A 20,729-nucleotide genomic window follows, 5' to 3' on the forward strand; every position below is an offset into this window, starting at 1 on the left:
TGTTACGTTAGTCAATACAAGCCTTGAACTTTCAAGTCTTGAACTTTACTGGAGCTTGCCGCAGCACTGCTTGTACTTCTTGCCCGAGCCGCAAATGCACGGATCGTTACGCCCGACCTTGGGCGTCTCGCGGCGTTGCGGCGCGGCGCTCTCAGCAGTCTCGGTCTCGGCGCTGGAAGCGCTTTGGGACGCCTGCTGTGCCGCGGCCTTCTCGCGAGCGGCCTCTTCGCGGCGCTTCTGCTCGAGGGCGTCGACCTCTTCGGGCTGGCGCACCTGTACGTGGCTCAGAATGCGCGTGACGTCGGCCTTGATGTTGATCAGAAGATGCTGGAACAGCTCGAAGGCTTCGCGCTTGTACTCCTGCTTGGGGTTTTTCTGCGCGTAGCCGCGCAGGTGAATCCCGCGGCGCAGGTGATCCATCGACTGGAGATGCTCTTTCCAGCGGGTATCCAGCACCTGGAGCATTACCTGCTTCTCGAAGCGCTGGATCAGCGCCTGCCCGGCAGCGGCGATCTTGGCATCATACGCTTCGCGGTGCATGGCCTGCAGGCGCTCGCGCAGTTTCTCCTCGCTGAAGCGGTCGTCCTCTTCGGCCCACTGGGTGACCGGCGCATCGAGGTTGAACTCGCTTTTCAGATGCACCTCGAGCCCGGCCAGGTCCCACTGCTCGGCCAGGCTTTGCGGCGGCACGAAGTCGCTGACGGTGCTCTCCATCACTTCTTCACGAATGCCGATCACCGCCTCGGAGACGTCGTTTGAAGCAAGAATGTCGTTACGCTGTTCGTAGATCACGCGGCGCTGGTCGTTGGCCACATCGTCGTACTCGAGAAGCTGCTTGCGGATATCGAAGTTGCGCCCTTCGACCTTCTTCTGCGCCCGTTCGACGGCGTTCGAGACCATTTTGTGCTCGATCGCCTCGCCGCGCTCGAGGCCCAGCGCCTGCATCAGGCGCTTGACCCGGTCGGAGCCGAACAGGCGCATCAGGCTATCTTCCAGCGAGAGGAAAAAGCGCGTCGAGCCCGGGTCGCCCTGACGCCCGGCGCGGCCGCGCAGCTGGTTGTCGATACGCCGCGACTCGTGGCGCTCGGAGCCGATCACGTGCAGGCCACCCGCCTCGAGCACCGCGTCGTGGCGGGTCTTCCACTCCGCCTTGAGCGCGGCGATCTGCTCATCACTCGGATTGTCGAGCTTGGCGGCTTCGGCTTCCCAGTTGCCGCCGAGCATGATGTCGGTACCGCGACCGGCCATGTTGGTGGCGATGGTCACAGCACCCGGACGCCCGGCCTGGGCGATGATCTCCGCCTCGCTCTGGTGCTGCTTGGCGTTGAGCACGTTGAAGCTCATGTTGGCATTGCGCATCAGCTGCGCCAGGTACTCGGAGGTCTCGATCGAGGCGGTACCCACCAGCACCGGACGGCCGGCCTCGGTGACCGCCTGCACGTCCTTGATGATCGCCTCGTACTTCTCTTCGGCGCTCAGGTAGACCAGGTCGTTCAAATCCTTGCGCGCCAGCGGCCGGTTGGTCGGGATGACCACCACGTCGAGGCCGTAGATCTGGCGGAACTCGAAGGCTTCGGTGTCGGCGGTGCCGGTCATGCCGGCGAGCTTCTCGTAGAGGCGGAAGTAGTTCTGGAAGGTCGTCGAGGCGAGCGTCTGGCTTTCGCGCTGAACGGCGACGCCCTCCTTCGCTTCCACCGCCTGGTGCAGGCCTTCGGACCAGCGCCGGCCGGGCATGCTGCGCCCGGTGTGCTCGTCGACGATCACCACCTGGCCTTCGACGACGATGTAGTCGACGTCGCGCTGGTAGAGATGGCGCGCGCGCAGCGCCGAGTGCATGTGCTGGAGAAGGTTCAGGTTCTGGGCGGCGTAGAGCGAATCGTGCTCGCCCAGAAGGCCCTGAGAGCGCATCATCTCCTCGACCCGGTTGTGCCCCTGCTCGGTGAGCTCGACCTGCTTCTGCTTTTCGTCGAGTACGAAGTCGCCGCTGACCGGCGTTTCGTCGTCCTCGCTCACTTCACCGCGCTCGAGGTTCTGGGCCAGGCCGTTGACCACGTTGTAGAGCTCGGTGTTCTCGTCCACCGCGCCGGAGATGATCAGGGGCGTGCGCGCCTCGTCGATCAGGATCGAGTCGACCTCGTCGACGATGGCGAAGTGCAGATCGCGCTGCACTTTCTCTTCGAGCGAGAACGCCATGTTGTCGCGCAGGTAGTCGAAGCCGAACTCGTTATTGGTGCCGTAGGTGATGTCACAGGCGTAGGCGTGACGCTTTTCATCACCGGTCTGGCCGGCGAAGATGACGCCCACGGAGAGCCCGAGAAATTCGTAGAGCGGGCGCATCCACTCGGCGTCGCGCCGAGCGAGGTAGTCGTTGACCGTCACCACGTGCACACCCTTGGCGGGCAGCGCGTTGAGATAGACCGCAAGGGTCGCTACCAGCGTCTTACCTTCGCCGGTTTTCATCTCGGCGATCCGCCCGCGGTGCAGCGTCATGCCGCCGACCATCTGCACGTCGAAGTGGCGCATACCCATGACGCGCTTACTCGCCTCGCGCACCACGGCAAACGCCTGGGGCAAGAGTTTGTCCAGCGCCTCACCGGACTCGAGACGCGTACGAAGCTCGCCGGTTTGCGCCTTGAGCTGCTCGTCGTTTAACGCTTCGATCTCGGCTTCGAGCTTGTTGACGTCCTGCACGCTTTTTTGCATGCGCTTCACGTCGCGGTCGTTTTTCGAGCCAATAGCCTTGCGCAGTAATGTATTAATCATGAAATTTCCAGGTCATAGCAAGCGCACCGATGGAGCACCCTTTTTTTAAAAATCAAGCAGTGAAAGACGAGGGGGTGTTTACCGGGGCGGGCCGCGCTGAGTGAGTACGTCGAGCGCGGCGACGCGGGGCGTTGCAGCCGGGAAGACAAGCGGGCGCGACAGCGCACACAAGAGACGCCGGGGCCTTTTTACAAAGGCGCGCTGGCGACGCCGTACCGCCATACGCTGAGAGCGGACGCGCAGCATCGCCGGCACCCAAAGGCAAATGGTCACCGCGCGCTCGCCCTGGGCGGCGCTGGCCGGTGACAGCGTGACCGGCAACAAGCAACTGACCAGAAGCCCGGCCAGCCACCAGCGCGCCAGCCCGCAGCGGCGGGAGCGCCGAGGGGCGGTTGGCTCGAAGGGCGCAGGCGTTGATAGCATGCTGGGTGTCGGCTCCCTGGCGTGTTAGGCTCAGCGTCCAGCCCTGCTCGGCATGGCGCACTGACTCGGTTATCTGGAATTAAGCGTATGAGTATAAAGGTTAAGCGTTCGCGCGCCCAGCCCATCCGCCGGGTGCTCGAAGGCTCGTCTGAAGTGAACCAGCTGCTGCGCCAGTCACGCCTGATCGATCAGGCCCAGCGCCACCTGCGCGCCCATCTGCCCGAAGAGATGCGTGAACACATTTTCGTTGGCGGTTTCAGCAACGCGCGCCTGACCTTGATCAGCGGTCAGGCCAGCTGGCTTGCCTGGCTTCGCTTCGAGCAGAGCCGGCTTTTACAGCTACTCCACCAGCTGCCGGGCTTCGAGGCGGTCGTCGGATTTCATTTCAAGGTGCGTCCGGTCCGCCCGATCAAGGCCGCGCCGCGCAACACCCGTACACTCTCGAATAGCGCCGGCGAAACCCTGGCCCAGTGCGCCAGAGATACCGAGGACGCCAGACTCAAGCGCGCGCTCGAACGCCTCGCCTCTCACGCAGCCCCCAAAGCCCCAACCTCCTGAACGACAAAAGCACCGCCGGGCGGTGCTTTGTAGATGGGGCGGGGCGCGAAGGTTTTCAACTGCTGCCCCCCCTTTCATGTTCCGAGTCCTTTCCGAGCCCGCGGTCTCTATCAGGCCATGGCCGGCGCGGCGTAGGAGATCGGCGCCACGTCACGCTCGTCCTCGAAGGTGACGATTTCAAACGACTCGGGCTGGGCCAGAAGCTCACGGCAGAGCTGGTTATTGAGCGCGTGGCCAGACTTCACGCCGCGGAACTCGCCGATCAGGCTGAAACCGAGCTGGTAAAGATCGCCGATGGCGTCGAGCACCTTGTGGCGAACGAACTCGTCTTCGTAGCGTAGCCCACCCTCGTTCACGATACGGTAGTCGTCGACCACGATAGCGTTATCGAGACTGCCGCCAAGCGCGAGGTTATTGGAGCGCAGAAACTCCAGGTCGCGCATGAAACCGAAGGTACGCGCCCGGGAGACTTCCTTGACGAAGGACGTCGTCGAGAAATCGATCAGCGCATCCTGGTTCTGCTGCTCGAACACCGGGTGGTCGAAATCGATCGAAAACGACACCTTGAACCCCTGGTGAGGCAGAAACACCGCCTCCTTGTCGCCATCGCTCACCGCGATGCGCCGCTTGATACGGATGAACTTCTTGGCCGCGTCCTGCTCGAGAATTCCCGCCGACTGGATCAAAAAGACGAAGGGGCTGGCGCTACCGTCCATGATCGGAATTTCCGGTGCGCTGACGTCGATATAGGCATTGTCAATACCCAGCCCGGCAAACGCGGACATCAGGTGCTCGACGGTGGCGACCTTGACGCCCTCGAAAGAAAGCGCGGTGCAAAGCCTCGTGTCCTCGACGAGCTCGGCGCGGGCAGGCACGTGGACCACGGGATCCAGATCGGTGCGAACGAACACTATCCCGGTGTTGGCGGGTGCCGGGCGCAAAGCCAGGTGGACTTTTTTTCCGGAGTGCAGACCCACTCCGGTAGCGCGAATCACGTTTTGTAATGTACGTTGTCTGATCATGGGCGTGGTAGAACTCTGAAAACGGCGAGGTCAAACTACAAGCGACCCGGCCGGGGAACGGAAAAGTTATCGAACAGTGTTTACTTTAACAGCAAACGAGCGTTTTAACCAATCTTTCTCTGGTTAAAACGCTCGTGGGGCACTTCTGCCGTTAACGTCTGGATCAATCGGCCTGGCGGCGCAGGAAGGCAGGAATATCCAGATAGTCGTCGGACTCCGCCGGGCGGCGCTTCTCGGCCCGGGGCTTGGAAGAAGCCTCCTGAGCGTCGGCGCTGGCCGCCTGGCGGCGCGTCACGGCGGGCTGCTGCATCTTGCGGTAGTCCGCGGGCTCGGCGGCGGTGCGGCGCGCCGGCTCGCGGGCGGCCTGCTTGGGCTTGGTACCATCGAGCCCTGCCGCCACGACGGTAACGCGCAGCTCGTCGGACATCTCCATGTCGATGGAGGTTCCCACCACGATGGTCGCTTCCTGGGAGGCGAACTCCTGCACCGTGGCACCCACATCGTTGAACTCGCCGATCGAAAGATCCGGGCCTGCGGTGATGTTGACCAGAATACCGCGCGCGCCGTGAAGGTCGATATCTTCCAGAAGCGGGCTGCGAATGGCTTTTTCCGCTGCTTCACGGGCACGGTTTTCGCCGGTGGCGCCGCCGGTACCCATCATCGCCATGCCCATTTCGGACATCACGGTGCGCACGTCGGCGAAGTCGACGTTGATGATACCGGGGCTGGTGATCAGCTCGGCGATACCCTGCACCGCGCCGAGCAGCACATCGTTGGCCGCGCTAAAGGCGGTCAGCAGCGTGGCGTTCTTGCCCAATACCGAGAGAAGCTTCTCGTTGGGGATGGTGATCAGCGAGTCAACGTGCTCGGAGAGCTCCTTCATGCCCTCTTCGGCGGCGCGCATCCGCTTGGGCCCCTCGAACGGGAACGGGCGCGTGACCACGGCCACGGTCAAGATACCCAGCTCCTTGGCCACCTGAGCCACCACCGGCGCGCCGCCGGTACCGGTACCGCCGCCCATACCGGCGGTGATGAACACCATATCGGCACCGTCGAGCAGCTCGGCAATGCGTTCGCGATCTTCCATCGCCGCCTGGCGGCCGACCTCTGGATTGGCTCCGGCCCCCAGGCCCTTGGTGATCTCGCCACCGAGCTGCAATACCGTTTTGGCCGAAACGCGCTTGAGCGCCTGAGCATCGGTATTGGCGCAGATGAACTCGACGCCTTCGATGTTGCTTTCGACCATGTGGTTGACCGCGTTACCGCCGCCGCCGCCAACCCCGACTACCTTGATGACCGCACTGCTCGAGGGTGCGTTATCTACCAATTCGAACATAAGCCCCGTCTCCTGAACCGCGCTTGCGGCCCTGTCAGAAATTTCCTTTGAACCAGCCCTTGATTTTTGCTAGCGCCGAATGGCCGTCCCTGCTATCACGCTGGGCGAGATCACCGCGACCCTTGTGCGGCGCGCTCATTCGCCCATGGCTCTCAAGACCCTGTCCGTGGCGAGACTCCTGCAGCGCGTAGTGCAGAAGCCCAACGCCTGTCGCATAGATCGGATTGCGAACCACGTCCGCCAACCCCCGCACGTTCTGCGGGCAGGCGATCCGTACCGGCATGTGGAAAATCTCTTCTGCCAGTTCGCTGACACCTTCCATGCGCGAGGTACCGCCGGTGAGTACCACTCCGGCGGCCACCATGTCTTCATAGCCACTGCGGCGTAATTCATCGCGTACCAGCGTAAACAGCTCTTCGTAGCGGGGTTCGACCACCTCCGCCAGCGCCTGTCGCGAAAGATCGCGCGACGGCCGATCGCCTACGCTGGGTACCTTGATCATTTCATCGCTTGCGGCCAGCTGGGTCAGCGCGCAAGCGTACTTGACCTTGATCTCCTCGGCGTGCTGCGTGGGCGTTCTAAGCGCCATCGCAATATCGTTGGTGACCTGATCACCGGCGATGGGAATCACCGCCGTATGGCGGATCGCCCCTTCGCTGAAGATGGCCATATCGGTCGTGCCCCCACCGATATCCACCATGCACACGCCCAGCTCGCGCTCGTCCTCGGTCAGCACCGCCATGCTGGACGCCAGCTGCTCCAGAATGATGGCATCCACTTCCAGCCCGCAGCGGCGTACGCACTTTTCGATATTCTGCACCGCGTTCAACGCCGCAGTAACCAGATGCACCTGCGCTTCAAGGCGAACGCCGGACATGCCCAGCGGCTCGCGAATGCCGCCCTGGGCGTCGATCGAGAACTCCTGAGGCAGTACATGCAGTACGCGCTGGCCTTCCGAGATGGCCCGAGCCCGGGCCGAGTCGATAACCCGATCAATGTCAGACGGTGTGACTTCGCGCTCCTTGATCGCGACCACGCCATCTGAATTCATCGAGCTAATGTGATTGCCGGCAACGCCGACGTAAACCGAGTGAATGTCACAGCCGGCCATCAGCTCGGCTTCTTCGACCGCCCGCTGAATCGACTGAACCGTCGATTCGATATTGATCACAACGCCGCGCTTCATTCCCCGCGAGGGGTGAGAGCCTATACCCGCAATTTCGATACCACCGTCATCGGTGGGTTGACCGACTATCGCGACGACCTTGGACGTTCCGATGTCCAGCCCGACAACCATACCGGATGCGTTGGGTGAGCCTGCCATGAGTCGGGTTATCTCCTTATAGTAATCTTGTAAACGCCGGGCGGATGTCGGTCGTCAACGGCCCGGTAACCAATAAATAAGCGGCGTGCATTACGCGTAAACAGTTACCTGATATCGATAAGTGCTGTACACCACCGTTAAAAACTGTATATTTGTACAGATAATCAATGTATCCAGACGGTGTAACTGAACACTGCTTGGAAGCTCTGCCGGAGTGCAACGACGAACTCCGGCGCCACGCCCCAAGCGGTCAGAGTCATCATATAGAAACCGGTGTCAATATACGACTGCTCCCACCCACGATAATGGGCTTGGCGGAGAATTTAAACCCCACCGATGGCTTTTCCTTGTTGGCGAACGCTAACTTCAACGCCTCGATGATCACTTTCGATCAAAATCGATCTTTTAATCGCCCTCGCCCGGTTCATCGCTCTGCTCGAACTCGCTTTCCCCGTGCCAGGCAACGGCGACGCCATTGGGGTAGCGCAGATCGATATAGCGAATCTGATCGCCCTGGCGGGAAAGCTCTCGCTGCCAGGAGGCGGTCAGTCGCGCCAGGCGCGTGTCGTGCTCACGCCGGCCCAGCATCACCCAGGTACCGTTGTCGAGCTGCAGCCGCCATGCGCCGCGCGGCTCGAGGCGCAGCTGGGAAAGCGCCAGCCCCAGCGAGGTAAAGTGCGGCGTCAGGCGCTGAAAGTAGTCGAGCACCTCTTCGCTGCTGCCGGCAGGGCCGGCCAGATCAGGAAGCCCCGGCGGCACATCGAGCGGCGCGAAGGGGAACGGCTCACCCGCCGGGTTGAGGAGAAAATCGTCGTTCCAGCGCGCTACCGGCTGCTGTTCGACCAGCTCGAACACCAGGGCGTTGGGCCATTCGCGGGAGATTCGCACCTCGAAGAGCCAGCCGATATCGAGCGCGCGATTGCGAAGCTCGCCCAGATCCGCCGATAACCAGGTGGCGTTTTGCACCAGCGGCGCCAGCTGGGTGCGCAGGTAGTCGGCGCTGACGTACTCCCACTCGCCGCGAATCGAGACCCGCTCGATGGGTCGGTCGAGCCAAAGCCACAGCGCCCGCCCGCCGCCGCCCAGCAGCAGCGCAAGCAGGATGACACCGAACCAGGCGTTACGCTTTTTCATGGAACGCTCGCTGGCCAGAAAAGCGCATCAGGAGGCCCTGGCGGTGGCGAGAATTTCGACGACCAGCGTCTCGAAGTCGATGCCCGCGTGGGCCGCCGCCTGGGGAACCAGGCTGTGATCGGTCATGCCGGGCACGGTGTTGACCTCGATCAGCCAGAAGATGCCTTTAGCGTCGCGCATCACATCGATACGCCCCCACCCCTGGCCGCCCATGGCGCGAAACGCCTTCATGCAGAGCGCGGCGAGCGTCTGCTCCTCGGCGTCACTGAGCCCGCAGGGCAGATGGTAGCGCGTGGTATCCGAAAGATACTTGGCCTCGTAGTCGTAGAAGCCGCCGGGCACTTCCACGCGAATGGCGGGCAGCGCGCGATCGCCCAGCAGTGCCACGGTGTACTCGTCGCCTTCGATGAAGCGCTCGGCCATTACCTGGGCGTCGAAGCGTGCGGCCTCGGTGTAGGCGGCCTTGAGCTCGGCTTCACTCTTGACGATGCTGATCCCGAGCGTCGAGCCTTCGTGCACCGGCTTGACGATCATCGGAAGCCCTAGCGTCTCGATCACCGCGCGCCAGTCGGCGCCCTCCTCCAGCGTAATGCTCTCCGGCGTGGGCAACCCCTGGGCGCGCCACACCTGCTTGGTGCGCTCCTTGTCCATACCCAGCGCCGAGGCGAGTACGCCGCTGCCGGTATAGGGAATGTTCAAAAGCTCCAGCGCCCCTTGCAGGGTGCCGTCCTCACCGCCGCGCCCGTGAAGCGCAATGAACACTGCCGTTGGCGCCAGCGCCTCGAGTCCGACGAGTCCACCTTCTTGCGGATCGTAGCCCTGCACCGCCACGCCCCGGCGCTTGAGCGCCTCGAGCACCGCCGCGCCGCTTTTCAGCGATACCTCGCGTTCGCCGGAGGTGCCGCCGTACACCACCACTACGTTCTCGGTCGCGCCGTTCGCTGCTTTTTCGCTCATGATTCCTGGCTCACAGTTCTTTACTCACAGTTCCTGAATCAAAATTCCCGGATCACAGCTCAACCTGATCCAACGCCAGACCGGCCTTCGCCAGCGCCAGCGAGATACCGCCGACATCCCCGGCGCCCTGGGTAATCAGAATGTCGTCCGGGCGCAGCACCCGCTTCAGTAGCGCGGGCAGCTCCTCCTTGTGCTCGACGAACAGCGGATCGACCTCGCCGCGCTGGCGGATGGAGCCGGCAAGCGTGCGCCCCTCGGCCCCCGGAATCACCGGCTCACCGGCGCTATAGACATCGAGCAGCACCAGCGTATCGACCTGAGAGAGCACGCGCACGAAGTCCTCGAACAGATCCCGCGTGCGGCTGTAGCGGTGAGGCTGATAGAGCATCACCAGCCGCCGCTGGGGCCAGCCGGCGCGTACCGCCTGGATGATCATGTCGACTTCCCGCGGGTGGTGGCCGTAGTCATCCACCAGCATGACCTCGCCGCCCTGGTTCGGCGCCGGGAAGTGGCCATGCACCTGAAAGCGCCGCCCGACCCCGGCAAAGCTCGCAAGCCCCTTGAGGATCGCCTCGTCGCTGACGCCGGCATCGGTGGCCACCACGATCGCCGCCATCGCGTTCTGGGCGTTGTGGCGCCCGGGCATCGCCAGGCGCACCGGCAGCGGCGCCGCGCCGTCGGGCCGCAGCGCGGTAAAACTGACTTCGCCCTCGCGCTGGCTGAAATCGGTGATGCGGTAGTCGGCCTCTTCGTTGAAGCCGTAGGTCACGAAGTGGCGCTTGACCTGATCGCAAAGTCCCTTGACGTGCGGGTCGTCGGTACACAGCACCGCCAGCCCGTAAAACGGCAGGTTGTGCAAAAACTCGATGAAGGTGGTCTTGAGCCGCTCGAAGTCGCCGCCGTAGGTGGCCATGTGGTCGGCATCGATATTGGTGACGATCGAGACCATCGGCTGCAGATGCAGAAACGAAGCGTCGGACTCATCGGCCTCGGCGACCAGGTAGTCGCCCTCGCCCAGGCGCGCGTTGGCGCCGGCGCTGGTCAGCTTGCCGCCGATCACGAAGGTCGGGTCGAGCCCGCCTTCAGCCAGAAGCGTGGCGGTCAAACTCGTGGTCGTGGTCTTGCCGTGGGTGCCGGCCACCGCAATGCCGTGGCGAAAGCGCATCAGCTCGGCGAGCATTTCGGCGCGGCGCACCACCGGCACGCGGTGCTCGTGAGCCCAGCGGATCTCCGGGTTGGTCTCGTCGATGGCGCTCGAGACGACTACCACGTCGGCCCCCTGCACGTTCTCCTCGGCGTGGCCGATGAAGACGTTGACGCCGCAGCCGCGAAGCCGCTCGACGACGGTGGACGCGCGCATGTCGCTGCCGCTGACCGTGTAGCCCTGGTTGGCGAGCACCTCGGCGATGCCGCACATGCCCGCCCCGCCGATGCCGACGAAGTGCAAACGCTTGATGCGTCGCATGCCGCGACCGCTTATGCGGCTCGCCTGAGTGGGCTGGTCGCCTGTCAAATCAATCACGCCGAATCTCCTTGCTTCACAAACGAAAGGCATCCTGCCGTCAAACGCTCGGTGGCGTCCAGGTGCGCGGCCCGGCGCGCGTTCGATGCCATCTCGAGCAGCGTGTCCCGGGTTAAAAGCTCATCGAGAAGCTGTGTCAACCGCTCAGGAGTAAGCTCGCTTTGCACGACGCAGCGCGCCGCCCCCGCCTTGACCAGCACCTCGGCGTTGACGCGCTGATGGTCGTCCACGGCGAAGGGAAACGGCACCAGCAGCGCGGGCTTCGCCGCCGCGGCGAGCTCGGCCACGGTCAAGGCGCCGGCCCGGCACACCACCAGATCCGCCCAGTCGTAGGCGGCGGCCATGTCGTCGATGAACGCGCTGACCCGCGCCTTCACTCCAAGCGCCTGGTACGCCTCGAGGGCCGCCTCTTCGCGCCCCTGGCCGGCCTGGTGCCAGATCTCGGGATGGTTGTGCTCACCGAGCGCGGCGATGGCGACCGGCAAACGCTCGTTGAGCGCCACGGCGCCCAGCGAGCCGCCCACCACCAGCAGCCGCAGCGCGCGCGTACTGAGCTCGGCCGCGCTGCGCGGGTTCTCGCCCAGGGCCTTGATCTCGTCGCGCACCGGATTGCCGATTACCTCGGCGTAGGGGCCAAAGGCGTTGTCGAAAGCGGCGTAGGTACGGTTGGCGAGCTTCGACAGAACCCGGTTGGTCAGCCCCGCTACAGCGTTCTGCTCGTGGATCACCAGCGGCACGCCGCAGAGTTTGGCCGCAAGCCCGCCGGGGCCGCTGGCGAAGCCGCCAAGCCCCACGACGACATCGGGGGCGAAGCGTTTGATCACGCGCCGCGCGTCGAGCACGGCGCGGCCCAGATTGAAGGGCGCCTTCAGCCAGCCGACAAGCCCCTTGCCGCGAAGCCCGCTGATCGCCACGGTATTGAGCACAATGCCGGTTTCGGGCACCAGGCGGTTTTCGATGCCGCGAGGGCTGCCCAGCCACTCGACGTCGACGTCGCGCTCGGCAAGCGAGCGCGCAAGCGACAGCGCCGGAATGACGTGACCGCCGGTGCCGCCGGCCATGATGAGAATGCGTCGACGGGGGTTCGTCGTCACAGGTGACTCCTTACTCAAGATAAACGCGGCTCGAAGCGTGATTTATAGGGGGTGGAGGGGCGCCGCGGCCGGTGGCGCGTCTCGGCGTCGACGCGCAGCAAAAGCCCGACCATCATGCCGGTGACCAGCAGACTCGAGCCGCCGTAGCTGATCAGCGGCAGCGTCAGCCCCTTGGTCGGTAGAAGCCCTGAGCTTACCGCCATGTTGATGAAGGCCTGCGCGGAGACGATAAAGCCGATGCCGTAGCTGACGTAAGCGCCAAACAGGTGTCCGGCGAGCTCCGCACGCCGGCCGATCAGCATGGCGCGGGTGACGAACAGGGTAAACAGCGCCACCACGCTGATCGCGCCGATCATGCCAAGCTCCTCGGCGATCACCGCGAAAATGAAGTCGGTGTGCGCCTCTGGCAGGTAGTGCAGCTTCTGCACGCTGTTGCCAAGGCCCATACCGGTAACATGCCCGCGACCGAAGGCAATCAGCGCCTGGGTCAGCTGATAGCCGGTGGCGAACTGATCCGCCCAGGGGTCGAGAAAGCTCGTCCAGCGCGCCAGCCGGTAGGGTTCGAGCACCACCATCATCACCGCGCCGAAGGCGAGCACCCCGCCGCTGCCGATCAACAGCACCATCGAAGCGCCGCTCATCATCAGCATGCCGATCACGCACACGGTATAGACCACCATGCCGCCGAAGTCCGGCGCGAAAAACAGAAGCCCCGCCGGCACGGCGAGCACCGCGATCGGCCGCCACAGGCTGAAGGCGCGGGTACGCAGCTCGTAGGTGAAGCGCGACATGAACGCCGCCATGTAGAAGATCAGCCCGACCTTGCCAAGCTCGGAGATCTGCAGACTGGGAAGCGGGCCGGGCAGCGAGATCCAGCGCTTGCTGCCGTTAACCTCCTGGCCTACCAAAAGCACCATGACGAGCAGGAAAATACTCACCATCAGAATCAGCGAGGCGTTTTGCCGCCAGGCTTCGAGCGGCACGCAGAGCATGAACAGACACGCCGACCCCGCGACCAGCAAAAACAGCGCGTGCTGGCGCGAGTAGTAGTAGCTGTTCTCCAGAAGCCCGATTGATGCGGAGCTGACCATGATCCAACCAAGCCCGGCCAGCGTCACTACCGCCACGATCAGCCATACGTCACAGGGCAAATGGCGCGTCGCCACGGCCTTCAAGAAGCGTTGACGTCGATTCATGCTTCCCCCTCGCTACGCTTACGTTGAACCCACGCGCGAAACGCCTCGCCCCGCGCCTCATAGTTTGCGAACTGATCGAGACTCGCGCAGGCCGGCGACAGCAAAACGCAATCACCCGGCCGCGCAAGGGTTTGGGCCGTCTCGAGCGCCTGCTCGAGGGTGTCGACTTCACGCACGCTCACAAAGCCCTCGAGCGCGGCCTTGAGCCGCGGCGCATCCTTACCGAACACCAACACCTCGCGAGCGTAGCGCGCAAGCGGTGCCGCCAGCGCGGTGAAATCCGCCCCCTTGCCGACGCCGCCGGCCAAAAGCACCAGCTGCCCTTCCAGGGTGGGTCCGATACCTTCGATCGCGGCCAGGGTCGCGCCCACGTTGGTGCCCTTGGAGTCGTTGACGAAGCGCACCCCGCCGAGGGTGTCGATCGTCTCACTGCGATGAGGCAGGCCACGAAACGCCACCAGCGCCCGCACCATCGCCTCGCGCGCAAAGCCCAGCGCCTCGCCCAGCGCCAGCGCCGCCAGCGCGTTCAGGTAGTTGTGCTGACCGGTCAGGTTCAGGCAGTCAACGGCGACCAGCCGCTCACTGCCATGAGCAAGCCACTGCCGCCCATCCGCGCGCTCGACGCCCCACTGTCCGGTCTCATGAGCGCGACGGCCAAAGTAGGCCACCTGGGCGCGGGTGGCCGTAGGCGGCGCGGTCAGCGGGTCGTCGGCGTTGACGACGATATGCTCTGCGCCGTTGAAAATGCGCGCCTTTGCCTGGCGATAGCCCGTCAGCGTACCGTGGCGGTCGAGGTGATCCTCGCTCAGGTTCAGAAAGGCGGCGGCGGCAGCGCCCAAGTGTGGGGTCGTTTCGAGCTGAAAGCTCGAGAGTTCGAGAATGTAGAGTTCGGCGTCCGGGCGAGTATCGAGCAGTTCGAGCGCAGCGGTGCCGAGGTTGCCGCCCACCGCGGCGTCGACGCCGGCGGCGCGCGCCATTTCGCCGAGCAGCGTGGTTACGGTGGACTTGGCGTTGGCGCCGGTAATCGCGGCGATGGGCGCGGTCACCGCGCGCTTGAACAGCGCAATCTCGCCTACCAGCCGGGGCTCGCCGGTGGCGTCGTTGATCTCGTCGAGCAGGCCTTCGAGCCCTCGCGTAAAGGGGTCGACGCCTGGGCTTATCACCACCTCGAAGGCGCGGCTGAAATCGACCTCGTCAAGCGGGCCGCAGTGAATCGGTGCCGTTGGGTAGAGCGCCTTGAACGCCTCGAGCCCCGGCGGCGCCGGGCGGGTGTCGAGCAGCGCGAAGGGTACGCCGCGGCGCGCCAGATGACGGCAAATCGCGCGCCCCGAAACGCCCAGCCCAATCACGGCGGTCACTCCCTGGGGTATTTGCATGGCGGGCTCCTCGAGTGAAGCGGCGGCGCGTTAGCGTACCTTGAGCGTGGCCAATCCCAGCAGTACCAGCACCACGGTGATGATCCAGAACCGTACGATCACGCGCGGCTCCGGCCAGCCCTTGAGCTCGTAGTGGTGATGAAGCGGCGCCATGCGGAAAATGCGCCGGCCGGTCAGCTTGTAGGAGCCGACCTGCAGAATCACCGACAGCGTTTCGACGACGAAGATACCGCCCATGATGAACAGCACGATCTCCTGACGCACCACGACCGCGACCACGCCAAGCGCCGCGCCGAGGGCCAGCGCGCCTACATCGCCCATGAAGACCTGGGCCGGGTAGGTGTTGAACCACAAAAAGCCCAGCCCGGCGCCGGCAATCGTGGCGCAGAACACCGCGATTTCACCGGTACCGGGAATGAACGGCATGTGCAGATAGTTGGCAAACACCGCGTTACCGCTGGCGTAGGCGAACACCGCAAGCCCCATGGCGACCAGCACCGTCGGCATGATCGCAAGCCCGTCCAAACCGTCGGTCAGGTTGACCGCGTTGGAGCTTCCGACGATGACGAAGTAGGTCAGCACGATATAGAAGAGTCCCAGCGGCAGCGCAAAATCCTTGAACAGCGGTAGCAAAAGGCTCGTTTCGGCGGGAGTGGTGGCGTTCAGATAAAGGATCAACGCGGCCCCCAACCCGACGACCGACTGCCAGAAGTACTTCCAGCGCGCAGGCAGCCCGCGCGGATTCTTCTCCACCACTTTACGGTAGTCGTCGACCCAGCCGATCGCGCCAAAACCGAGGGTGACCGAGAGCACCACCCAAACGTAATAGTTGGTGAGATCCCCCCACACCAGCGTGCTGATGGCGATCGACATCAGAATCATCACCCCGCCCATGGTGGGCGTACCGGCCTTCGAGAGGTGCGACTGGGGGCCATCGTCGCGCACCGCTTGGCCGATCTGGCCCTCGACCAGCCGGCGAATGACCCACGGGCCGAGCCACAGGCAGATCATCAGCGCGGTAATGGCGGCGAGAATAATGCGAAGCGTGAGGTAATTGAAAACCTGAAAAGCGCTCTGATACTGAGCCAACAAATTCGCCAGATGAAGTAACATGAACGGCGTTTACCCTGTTTCAACCGAGCAGCGCGGCGATGACGCGTTCCATGCCCGCACTGCGTGACCCTTTGACCAACAGCGTGGCGCCAGGCGGCAGCGTATTAATAAGATGACGCGCAAGCGTCTCGTGGTCGTCAAAATGGTGCCCGCGACCAAAGGCAGCGCTGGTGGCGCGTGCCGCGTCGCCGCAGGTCAAAAGCGTATCGACCCCCAGCGTTTGGGCATAGCGCCCCACGTCGGCGTGCAGCGCTTCGCTCTTCTCGCCAAGCTCCCCCATCGCCCCCAGCGCACACCAGTGCGGCCCAGGAAAGCGCGAAAGCGTTTCGAGTGCCACCTTCATCGCGCCGGGGTTGGCGTTGTAGGTGTCATCGAGAATCGTACTGCCGTTTGGCCCGTCGAGCACGCTGAGCCGCCCTGAAAGCGGCGCGAAATCGCCAAGTCCTGTCATCACCGCCCTGGCGTCGACACCGACGGCGAGCGCGGCGGCAGCGGCGGCCAGGGCGTTGCTGACGTTATGCCGACCGGCGAGTGCCAAACGCACCTCGCCAAGCGCCACCCCCTCTTGAACAAGCGTGAAAGCATACCGCCCTTGGCGGTCGCAGGAAAGAGCCCTGGCGCAGACATCCGCTTCGCGATCAACGCCATAGCTGACCACCTTGCAGGGGGCCAGCGCCGCCCAGGTAGCGAAGTAGCGATCCTCGGCATTGAGCACCGCGGTGGCCGTCGGCGCGAGCCCCTGGAGAATCTCGCTCTTGGCCTGGGCGATCTGGCCCAGCCCGCCGAACTCGCCGACGTGAGCCCCGGTCACGTTGGTGATGATCGCCACGTCCGGCGCGGCGAGCCGGCTGGTCCAGGCGATCTCGCCCAGATGGTTGGCGCCAAGCTCGACCACCGCCGCGCGGTGCTCCTCCTCCAGACGCAAAAGCGTGAGCGGCGCGCCGTAGTCGTTGTTGAGATTACCTTGTGTGGCCAGCACCGGCCCGAGCGGGGCGAGCAGTGCCGCCAGCATCTCCTTGACCGTGGTCTTGCCGCTGTTGCCGGTCACCGCCACCAGCGGGTAGTGAAAGCAAGCGCGCCGGGCGCGGCCAAGAAGGCCCAGGGCGAGGCGCGTGTCGGCGCAGACGATTTGCGGGAGTGCGTCATCGCAAGGCGTTTCGACCAGCGCCGCCGCCGCGCCCTGCTCGCGCGCCTGCGTGACGAAATCGTGGCCGTCGAAGCGCGCGCCCCGGAGTGCCACGAACAGCGACCCGGGCTCGATGCGGCGGGTATCGGTAGTAACGCCGCTAAACGCGAGCGCCGGGAACGTATCGGCAAGCGAAAGCCCCAGTGCGGCGGCGACGCTCTCGGCGCTAAAGCGCATCACCGGGCGCTCCGCGCATTGAGGGCCTTGTGTACTTCCAGGTCGTCGCGGTAGGCGTGGCGCACGCCGTCGATCTCCTGATAAGACTCGTGCCCCTTGCCGGCGATCAGCACCACGTCCTCCGGGTTTGCCCGGGCGATGACCTGCTCGATGGCCGCGCGCCGGTCGCCGATATCGCTGAACGCGGCGCCGTCACTAAAACCCTCGGCTATCATGTGGCGAATGGCATCCGGCGACTCGCCGCGCGGGTTGTCGTCGGTGATCACGCAGTGATCGGCGTGCGCCTCGGCCGCTCGCGCCATCTCAGAACGCTTGCCGGTGTCGCGCTCGCCGCCGCAGCCGAACACGCACCAGAGCTTGCCGGCATCGCCCAGATGCTCGCGCAGCGCCTCGAGCGCGGCGCCGAGCGCATCCGGCGTGTGGGCGTAGTCGATCACCACGCTCGGCGCACCGTTCTGAGTAAGTAGCGCCATTCGCCCGGGCACCGGCTCGAGCCTGGAGGCCGCGTCGAACAGAGCCTCCAGCGGCTCGCCGAGGCCAAAGAGCGTGGCGATGGCGAGCAGCACGTTATCCAGATTGAAGCGCCCCATCAGGCCAAGCTCCAGCGTCTTTTCGCCTTCCGGCGTGGCCACCAGCGCACTCTGGCCCAACGCGTGCGGGTGCCACCCCACCACGCGCAGCGTGCATGCTTCATCGTCGCCCACGGCGAGCACGCGCACGCCCTTCTCGAGCCCGGCGAGCATCAGCCGGGTCAGCGGGTCGCGGGCGTTGACTACCGCAAGAGCAAGCTCCGGGCGGCGAAAGAGCCTCGCCTTGGCAGCGGCGTAAGCCGCCATGCTGCCGTGGTAGTCCAGGTGGTCGCGCGTCAAATTGGTGAACACTCCGGCGGTGATCGAACAGGCGTCGAGCCGGTTCTGATCCAGCGCGTGGGAAGAGGCCTCGATGGCGATGCGCCGGGCGCCGCTCTGGCCAAGTTTGGCCAGCGCGTGCTGCAGGGCGAGCGGACCAGGCGTGGTCAGGCCGCTGTCGTCAAGCGCCCCGAGCCGGCCGGTGCCGAGGGTGCCGATGACCCCCGCCGGCGTGTCCAGGCGTTCGCTGAGCGCGGCGATATAGTGGGTCACCGAGCTCTTGCCGTTGGTGCCGGTCACGCCTATGAGGTCGAGCCCGTCGGCCACGCCGAAAAGCGTTCTGCCCAGCTCCCCCAGGCGGCGCGTCAGGTGCGGAAGATGAAGTACGCGGCCCTCGAGATGAACACCCGGCGACTCGGCGTGGGCCAGCACCAGTGCCGCGCCGCCACTTTCGAGGGCCGTTTCGATGTAATCGCGCCCGTCGCGGGCACTGCCGGGAACGGCGACGAACACATCACCGCGCTCGAGGATGCGCGTGTCGCTGGTGATTTTGAAATCGTCGAAAAGCTCGGGCAGCGCCGTGGGCAGCTCCGCGGCCGGCCATCCTTTGCGCAACGCCTCCCACAGGCGGGCGGGGCTGGACGTCATCTTGTCTCCTTCACGCTAGTGCACTTCATAATCCGGCGGCACATCCAGAAGCCGCAGCGCGTTGCCGGTCACACTGGAAAAAACCGGAGCCGCCACCGCGCCGCCGTAGAACTGGCCGGCGCGGGGGTGATCGATCATCACCACGGTGACGATGCGCGGGTCAGAAATCGGCGCGATACCGGCGAACACGCTGCGGTAGGCGTTTTCTGCGTAACCTTGCGTGCCGGTCTTGCGCACCGTACCGGTCTTGCCGCCGACCCGATACCCTTCTACCCGCGCGCGCCGTCCGCCGGAGGTCGGCCCTACCGAGGTCTCGAGAATATCGAGCAGGTCGTCGGCCACGTTCGGGTCGATCACCTGAACCCCCTGGGGCGGCTCGGAAAGACGCAAAAGCGAAGGCGGCATGCGTACTCCGCCGTTGGCAAGCGCAGTGTAGGCGCTGGCGATCTGCACCGCCGACACCGAAAGCCCGTAGCCGTAGGAGAGCGCGGCGCGCTCGCTGCGCGACCAGCGCACCGGCGCCGGCAAACTACCCGTCGACTCCCCGGGGAAACCGGTGCCCGGGCTCTGGCCGAACCCCAGCTGGTTGTATTTCTCCCAGATCACCGTATCGCCAAGCTCGAGAGCGAGCTTGGACATGCCGATATTGGAAGACTTCTCCAGAATACCGGCCAAATCGAGCTTGCCGTGGTTACTTACATCGCGAATGGTGAAGCGGTCGATGCGCATCCAGCCCGGCGAGGTGTCGATCACCACGTCGCGGTCGAACACGCCGCTCTCCAGTACCGCCGCCATCGCCAGCGGCTTCATCACCGAGCCGGGCTCGAACACGTCGACCAGCGCCTGGTTGCGAAGCCCGCGCGGGTCGAGCCCGGCGCGGTTATTCGGGTTATAGGAGGGCAGATTGGCCATCGCCAGTATTTCGCCGGTGCGCACGTCCATGGTGACCAGCACGCCGCCGTCGGCTTCGTTCTCGGCGACCGCCGCGCGCAGCTCGCGGTAGGCCATGTATTGAATGCGCTGGTCGATGGCAAGCGAAAGCTCGCCGCCGGGCTGGGCGTCGCTGATGATACCCAGCTCGCGCACCAGCCGGCCGCGGCGGTCGTTGATCACCCGGCGCTGGCCCGGGTGGCCGGCGAGAAACGGCTGGTAGGCGAGCTCAAGCCCTTCCTGGCCGATGTCGTCGACGTTGGTGACGCCCAGAAGCTGGGCGGCGACTTCCCCGGCCGGGTAGTAGCGTTTGTACTCGCGCTGCTGGTAGACGCCGGGGGTGCGCAGATCGAGAATGCGCTGCGCGGCGGCGGGCGTCATCTGGCGGCGCAGGTACATGAATTCGCGGCTCGAGTAGCGCTCGATGCGCGCCTCGAAATCGTCGAGACTCATGCCCAGCGCCTGGGCAAGCATGACCCGCTGAATACCGTCGGAAGGCAGCTCCTGGGGGTTGGCCCAGAGCGTGACCACGGGGGTGGAGATCGCCAGCGGCTCGCCGTTGCGGTCGGTGATCATGCCGCGGTGGGAAGGAATCACTTCGTGACGCAGCGTTCGCGCATCGCCCTGACTTTGCAGAAACGGGCGGTCGATGACCTGCAAAAGCGTAATACGCCCGATCAGCACTACCGCAGCGATCGCCACCAGAATCAGAATGAACAGAAAGCGCCCGCCCGCTAGCGGCGGCGCGATGGGGTGCTGGCGGGACGTGCCGCCTCGCCGGTGCTGATTCATGGCCGAATCACCTCGACATCATCTACATCGGGAATACGCATCTCGAGACGCTCGGTGGCGATCTGCTCGACCCGCGCCGGCGTCGACCAAGCGCCCTCTTCGAGCAGAAGTTGACCCCACTCGGTTTGCAGCTGATTCTTCTCCTGCTCGAGACGCTGAAGCTGCGCGAACTGGGTGCGGGTCATGTGGGTCGTGGCAACCACCGCCAGCGCCGTGAACATGCAGGCGAGAAACAGCGCCAGGATAATCAGCGGCCAGAGCCGAAAGCGCAGCTTGAAGGGCCACTCTCGGCGCATGACCGAGAACCAGTGATCGAGACGTTCAATCATG

17 protein-coding genes are annotated in these 20,729 nt (G+C 64.6%); 1 reads left to right on the top strand and 16 read right to left on the bottom strand.

Annotation, left to right across the window (positions count from 1 at the left end; translation table 11 throughout):
• Positions 1 to 45 precede the first annotated feature (45 nt).
• Together secA and ACGK9R_RS06385 are read right to left on the bottom strand one after the other, a co-directional pair.
• Positions 46 to 2,763: a preprotein translocase subunit SecA gene (secA, locus tag ACGK9R_RS06380; RefSeq protein ID WP_394579406.1), complete on the bottom strand. Its 2,718-nt coding sequence runs from the start codon at positions 2,761 to 2,763 to the stop codon at positions 46 to 48.
• Positions 2,764 to 2,841: 78 nt separating this feature from the next.
• Positions 2,842 to 3,186 carry a hypothetical protein gene (locus ACGK9R_RS06385; RefSeq protein ID WP_394579408.1) on the bottom strand — a complete coding sequence of 115 codons (345 nt, stop codon included), beginning with the start codon at positions 3,184 to 3,186 and terminating at the stop codon, positions 2,842 to 2,844.
• A gap of 87 nt (positions 3,187 to 3,273) precedes the next feature.
• Here ACGK9R_RS06385 and ACGK9R_RS06390 point away from each other — a divergent pair, with 87 nt between their 5' ends.
• A complete protein-coding gene (locus ACGK9R_RS06390; protein ID WP_394579410.1) occupies positions 3,274 to 3,744 on the top strand; it encodes a DUF721 domain-containing protein in 471 nt (156 codons plus the stop codon).
• Positions 3,745 to 3,854: 110 nt separating this feature from the next.
• Here the strand turns inward: ACGK9R_RS06390 and lpxC are convergent, their stop codons facing one another.
• The 14 genes from lpxC to ftsL form a co-directional block, all read right to left on the bottom strand.
• The gene (gene lpxC, locus ACGK9R_RS06395; protein WP_394579412.1) at positions 3,855 to 4,766 is read right to left on the bottom strand and encodes a UDP-3-O-acyl-N-acetylglucosamine deacetylase; all 912 of its coding nucleotides are present in this window, start codon (positions 4,764 to 4,766) and stop codon (positions 3,855 to 3,857) included.
• Between the two features lie 163 nt (positions 4,767 to 4,929).
• Positions 4,930 to 6,102: a cell division protein FtsZ gene (gene ftsZ, locus ACGK9R_RS06400; protein ID WP_394579414.1), complete on the bottom strand. Its 1,173-nt coding sequence runs from the start codon at positions 6,100 to 6,102 to the stop codon at positions 4,930 to 4,932.
• Between the two features lie 34 nt (positions 6,103 to 6,136).
• The gene (ftsA, locus tag ACGK9R_RS06405) at positions 6,137 to 7,426 is read right to left on the bottom strand and encodes a cell division protein FtsA (protein ID WP_394579416.1); all 1,290 of its coding nucleotides are present in this window, start codon (positions 7,424 to 7,426) and stop codon (positions 6,137 to 6,139) included.
• 405 nt (positions 7,427 to 7,831) lie between these two features.
• Positions 7,832 to 8,560, bottom strand: coding sequence for a cell division protein FtsQ/DivIB (locus ACGK9R_RS06410; RefSeq protein WP_394579418.1), 729 nt, complete (start codon positions 8,558 to 8,560; stop codon positions 7,832 to 7,834).
• Positions 8,561 to 8,587: 27 nt separating this feature from the next.
• Entirely contained in the window at positions 8,588 to 9,517 is a 930-nt protein-coding gene (locus ACGK9R_RS06415; RefSeq protein ID WP_394579419.1) for a D-alanine--D-alanine ligase, read from the bottom strand.
• Positions 9,518 to 9,569: 52 nt separating this feature from the next.
• Positions 9,570 to 10,982, bottom strand: coding sequence for a UDP-N-acetylmuramate--L-alanine ligase (gene murC / locus ACGK9R_RS06420; protein ID WP_394579740.1), 1,413 nt, complete (start codon positions 10,980 to 10,982; stop codon positions 9,570 to 9,572).
• Between the two features lie 53 nt (positions 10,983 to 11,035).
• Positions 11,036 to 12,133 (bottom strand): undecaprenyldiphospho-muramoylpentapeptide beta-N-acetylglucosaminyltransferase, encoded by a 1,098-nt coding sequence (murG, locus tag ACGK9R_RS06425; protein WP_394579421.1) that lies wholly within the window; start codon positions 12,131 to 12,133, stop codon positions 11,036 to 11,038.
• A 14-nt stretch (positions 12,134 to 12,147) separates the two neighbouring features.
• Entirely contained in the window at positions 12,148 to 13,329 is a 1,182-nt protein-coding gene (gene ftsW, locus ACGK9R_RS06430; RefSeq protein ID WP_394579423.1) for a putative lipid II flippase FtsW, read from the bottom strand.
• Positions 13,326 to 14,705 (bottom strand): UDP-N-acetylmuramoyl-L-alanine--D-glutamate ligase, encoded by a 1,380-nt coding sequence (murD, locus tag ACGK9R_RS06435; RefSeq protein WP_394579425.1) that lies wholly within the window; start codon positions 14,703 to 14,705, stop codon positions 13,326 to 13,328. Before murD ends, ftsW begins: the two co-directional genes overlap by 4 nt.
• A 30-nt stretch (positions 14,706 to 14,735) precedes the next feature.
• Positions 14,736 to 15,818 carry a phospho-N-acetylmuramoyl-pentapeptide-transferase gene (gene mraY / locus ACGK9R_RS06440; protein WP_394579427.1) on the bottom strand — a complete coding sequence of 361 codons (1,083 nt, stop codon included), beginning with the start codon at positions 15,816 to 15,818 and terminating at the stop codon, positions 14,736 to 14,738.
• A gap of 19 nt (positions 15,819 to 15,837) precedes the next feature.
• Complete coding sequence (gene murF, locus ACGK9R_RS06445) at positions 15,838 to 17,181, bottom strand: UDP-N-acetylmuramoyl-tripeptide--D-alanyl-D-alanine ligase (RefSeq protein ID WP_394579429.1); 1,344 nt, start codon at positions 17,179 to 17,181, stop codon at positions 15,838 to 15,840.
• Entirely contained in the window at positions 17,181 to 18,677 is a 1,497-nt protein-coding gene (locus ACGK9R_RS06450) for a UDP-N-acetylmuramoyl-L-alanyl-D-glutamate--2,6-diaminopimelate ligase (protein WP_394579431.1), read from the bottom strand. Before ACGK9R_RS06450 ends, murF begins: the two co-directional genes overlap by 1 nt.
• 15 nt (positions 18,678 to 18,692) lie before the next feature.
• On the bottom strand, positions 18,693 to 20,399 hold the full coding sequence (locus tag ACGK9R_RS06455) for a peptidoglycan D,D-transpeptidase FtsI family protein (RefSeq protein ID WP_394579433.1): 1,707 nt from the start codon (positions 20,397 to 20,399) through the stop codon (positions 18,693 to 18,695).
• Positions 20,396 to 20,728 (bottom strand): cell division protein FtsL, encoded by a 333-nt coding sequence (gene ftsL / locus ACGK9R_RS06460; protein ID WP_394579435.1) that lies wholly within the window; start codon positions 20,726 to 20,728, stop codon positions 20,396 to 20,398. The genes ACGK9R_RS06455 and ftsL overlap by 4 nt, the downstream gene beginning before the upstream one ends.
• Position 20,729 lies beyond the last annotated feature (1 nt).

This window comes from Halomonas sp. HNIBRBA4712 (assembly GCF_043558675.1).
Lineage (GTDB): Bacteria > Pseudomonadota > Gammaproteobacteria > Pseudomonadales > Halomonadaceae > Vreelandella.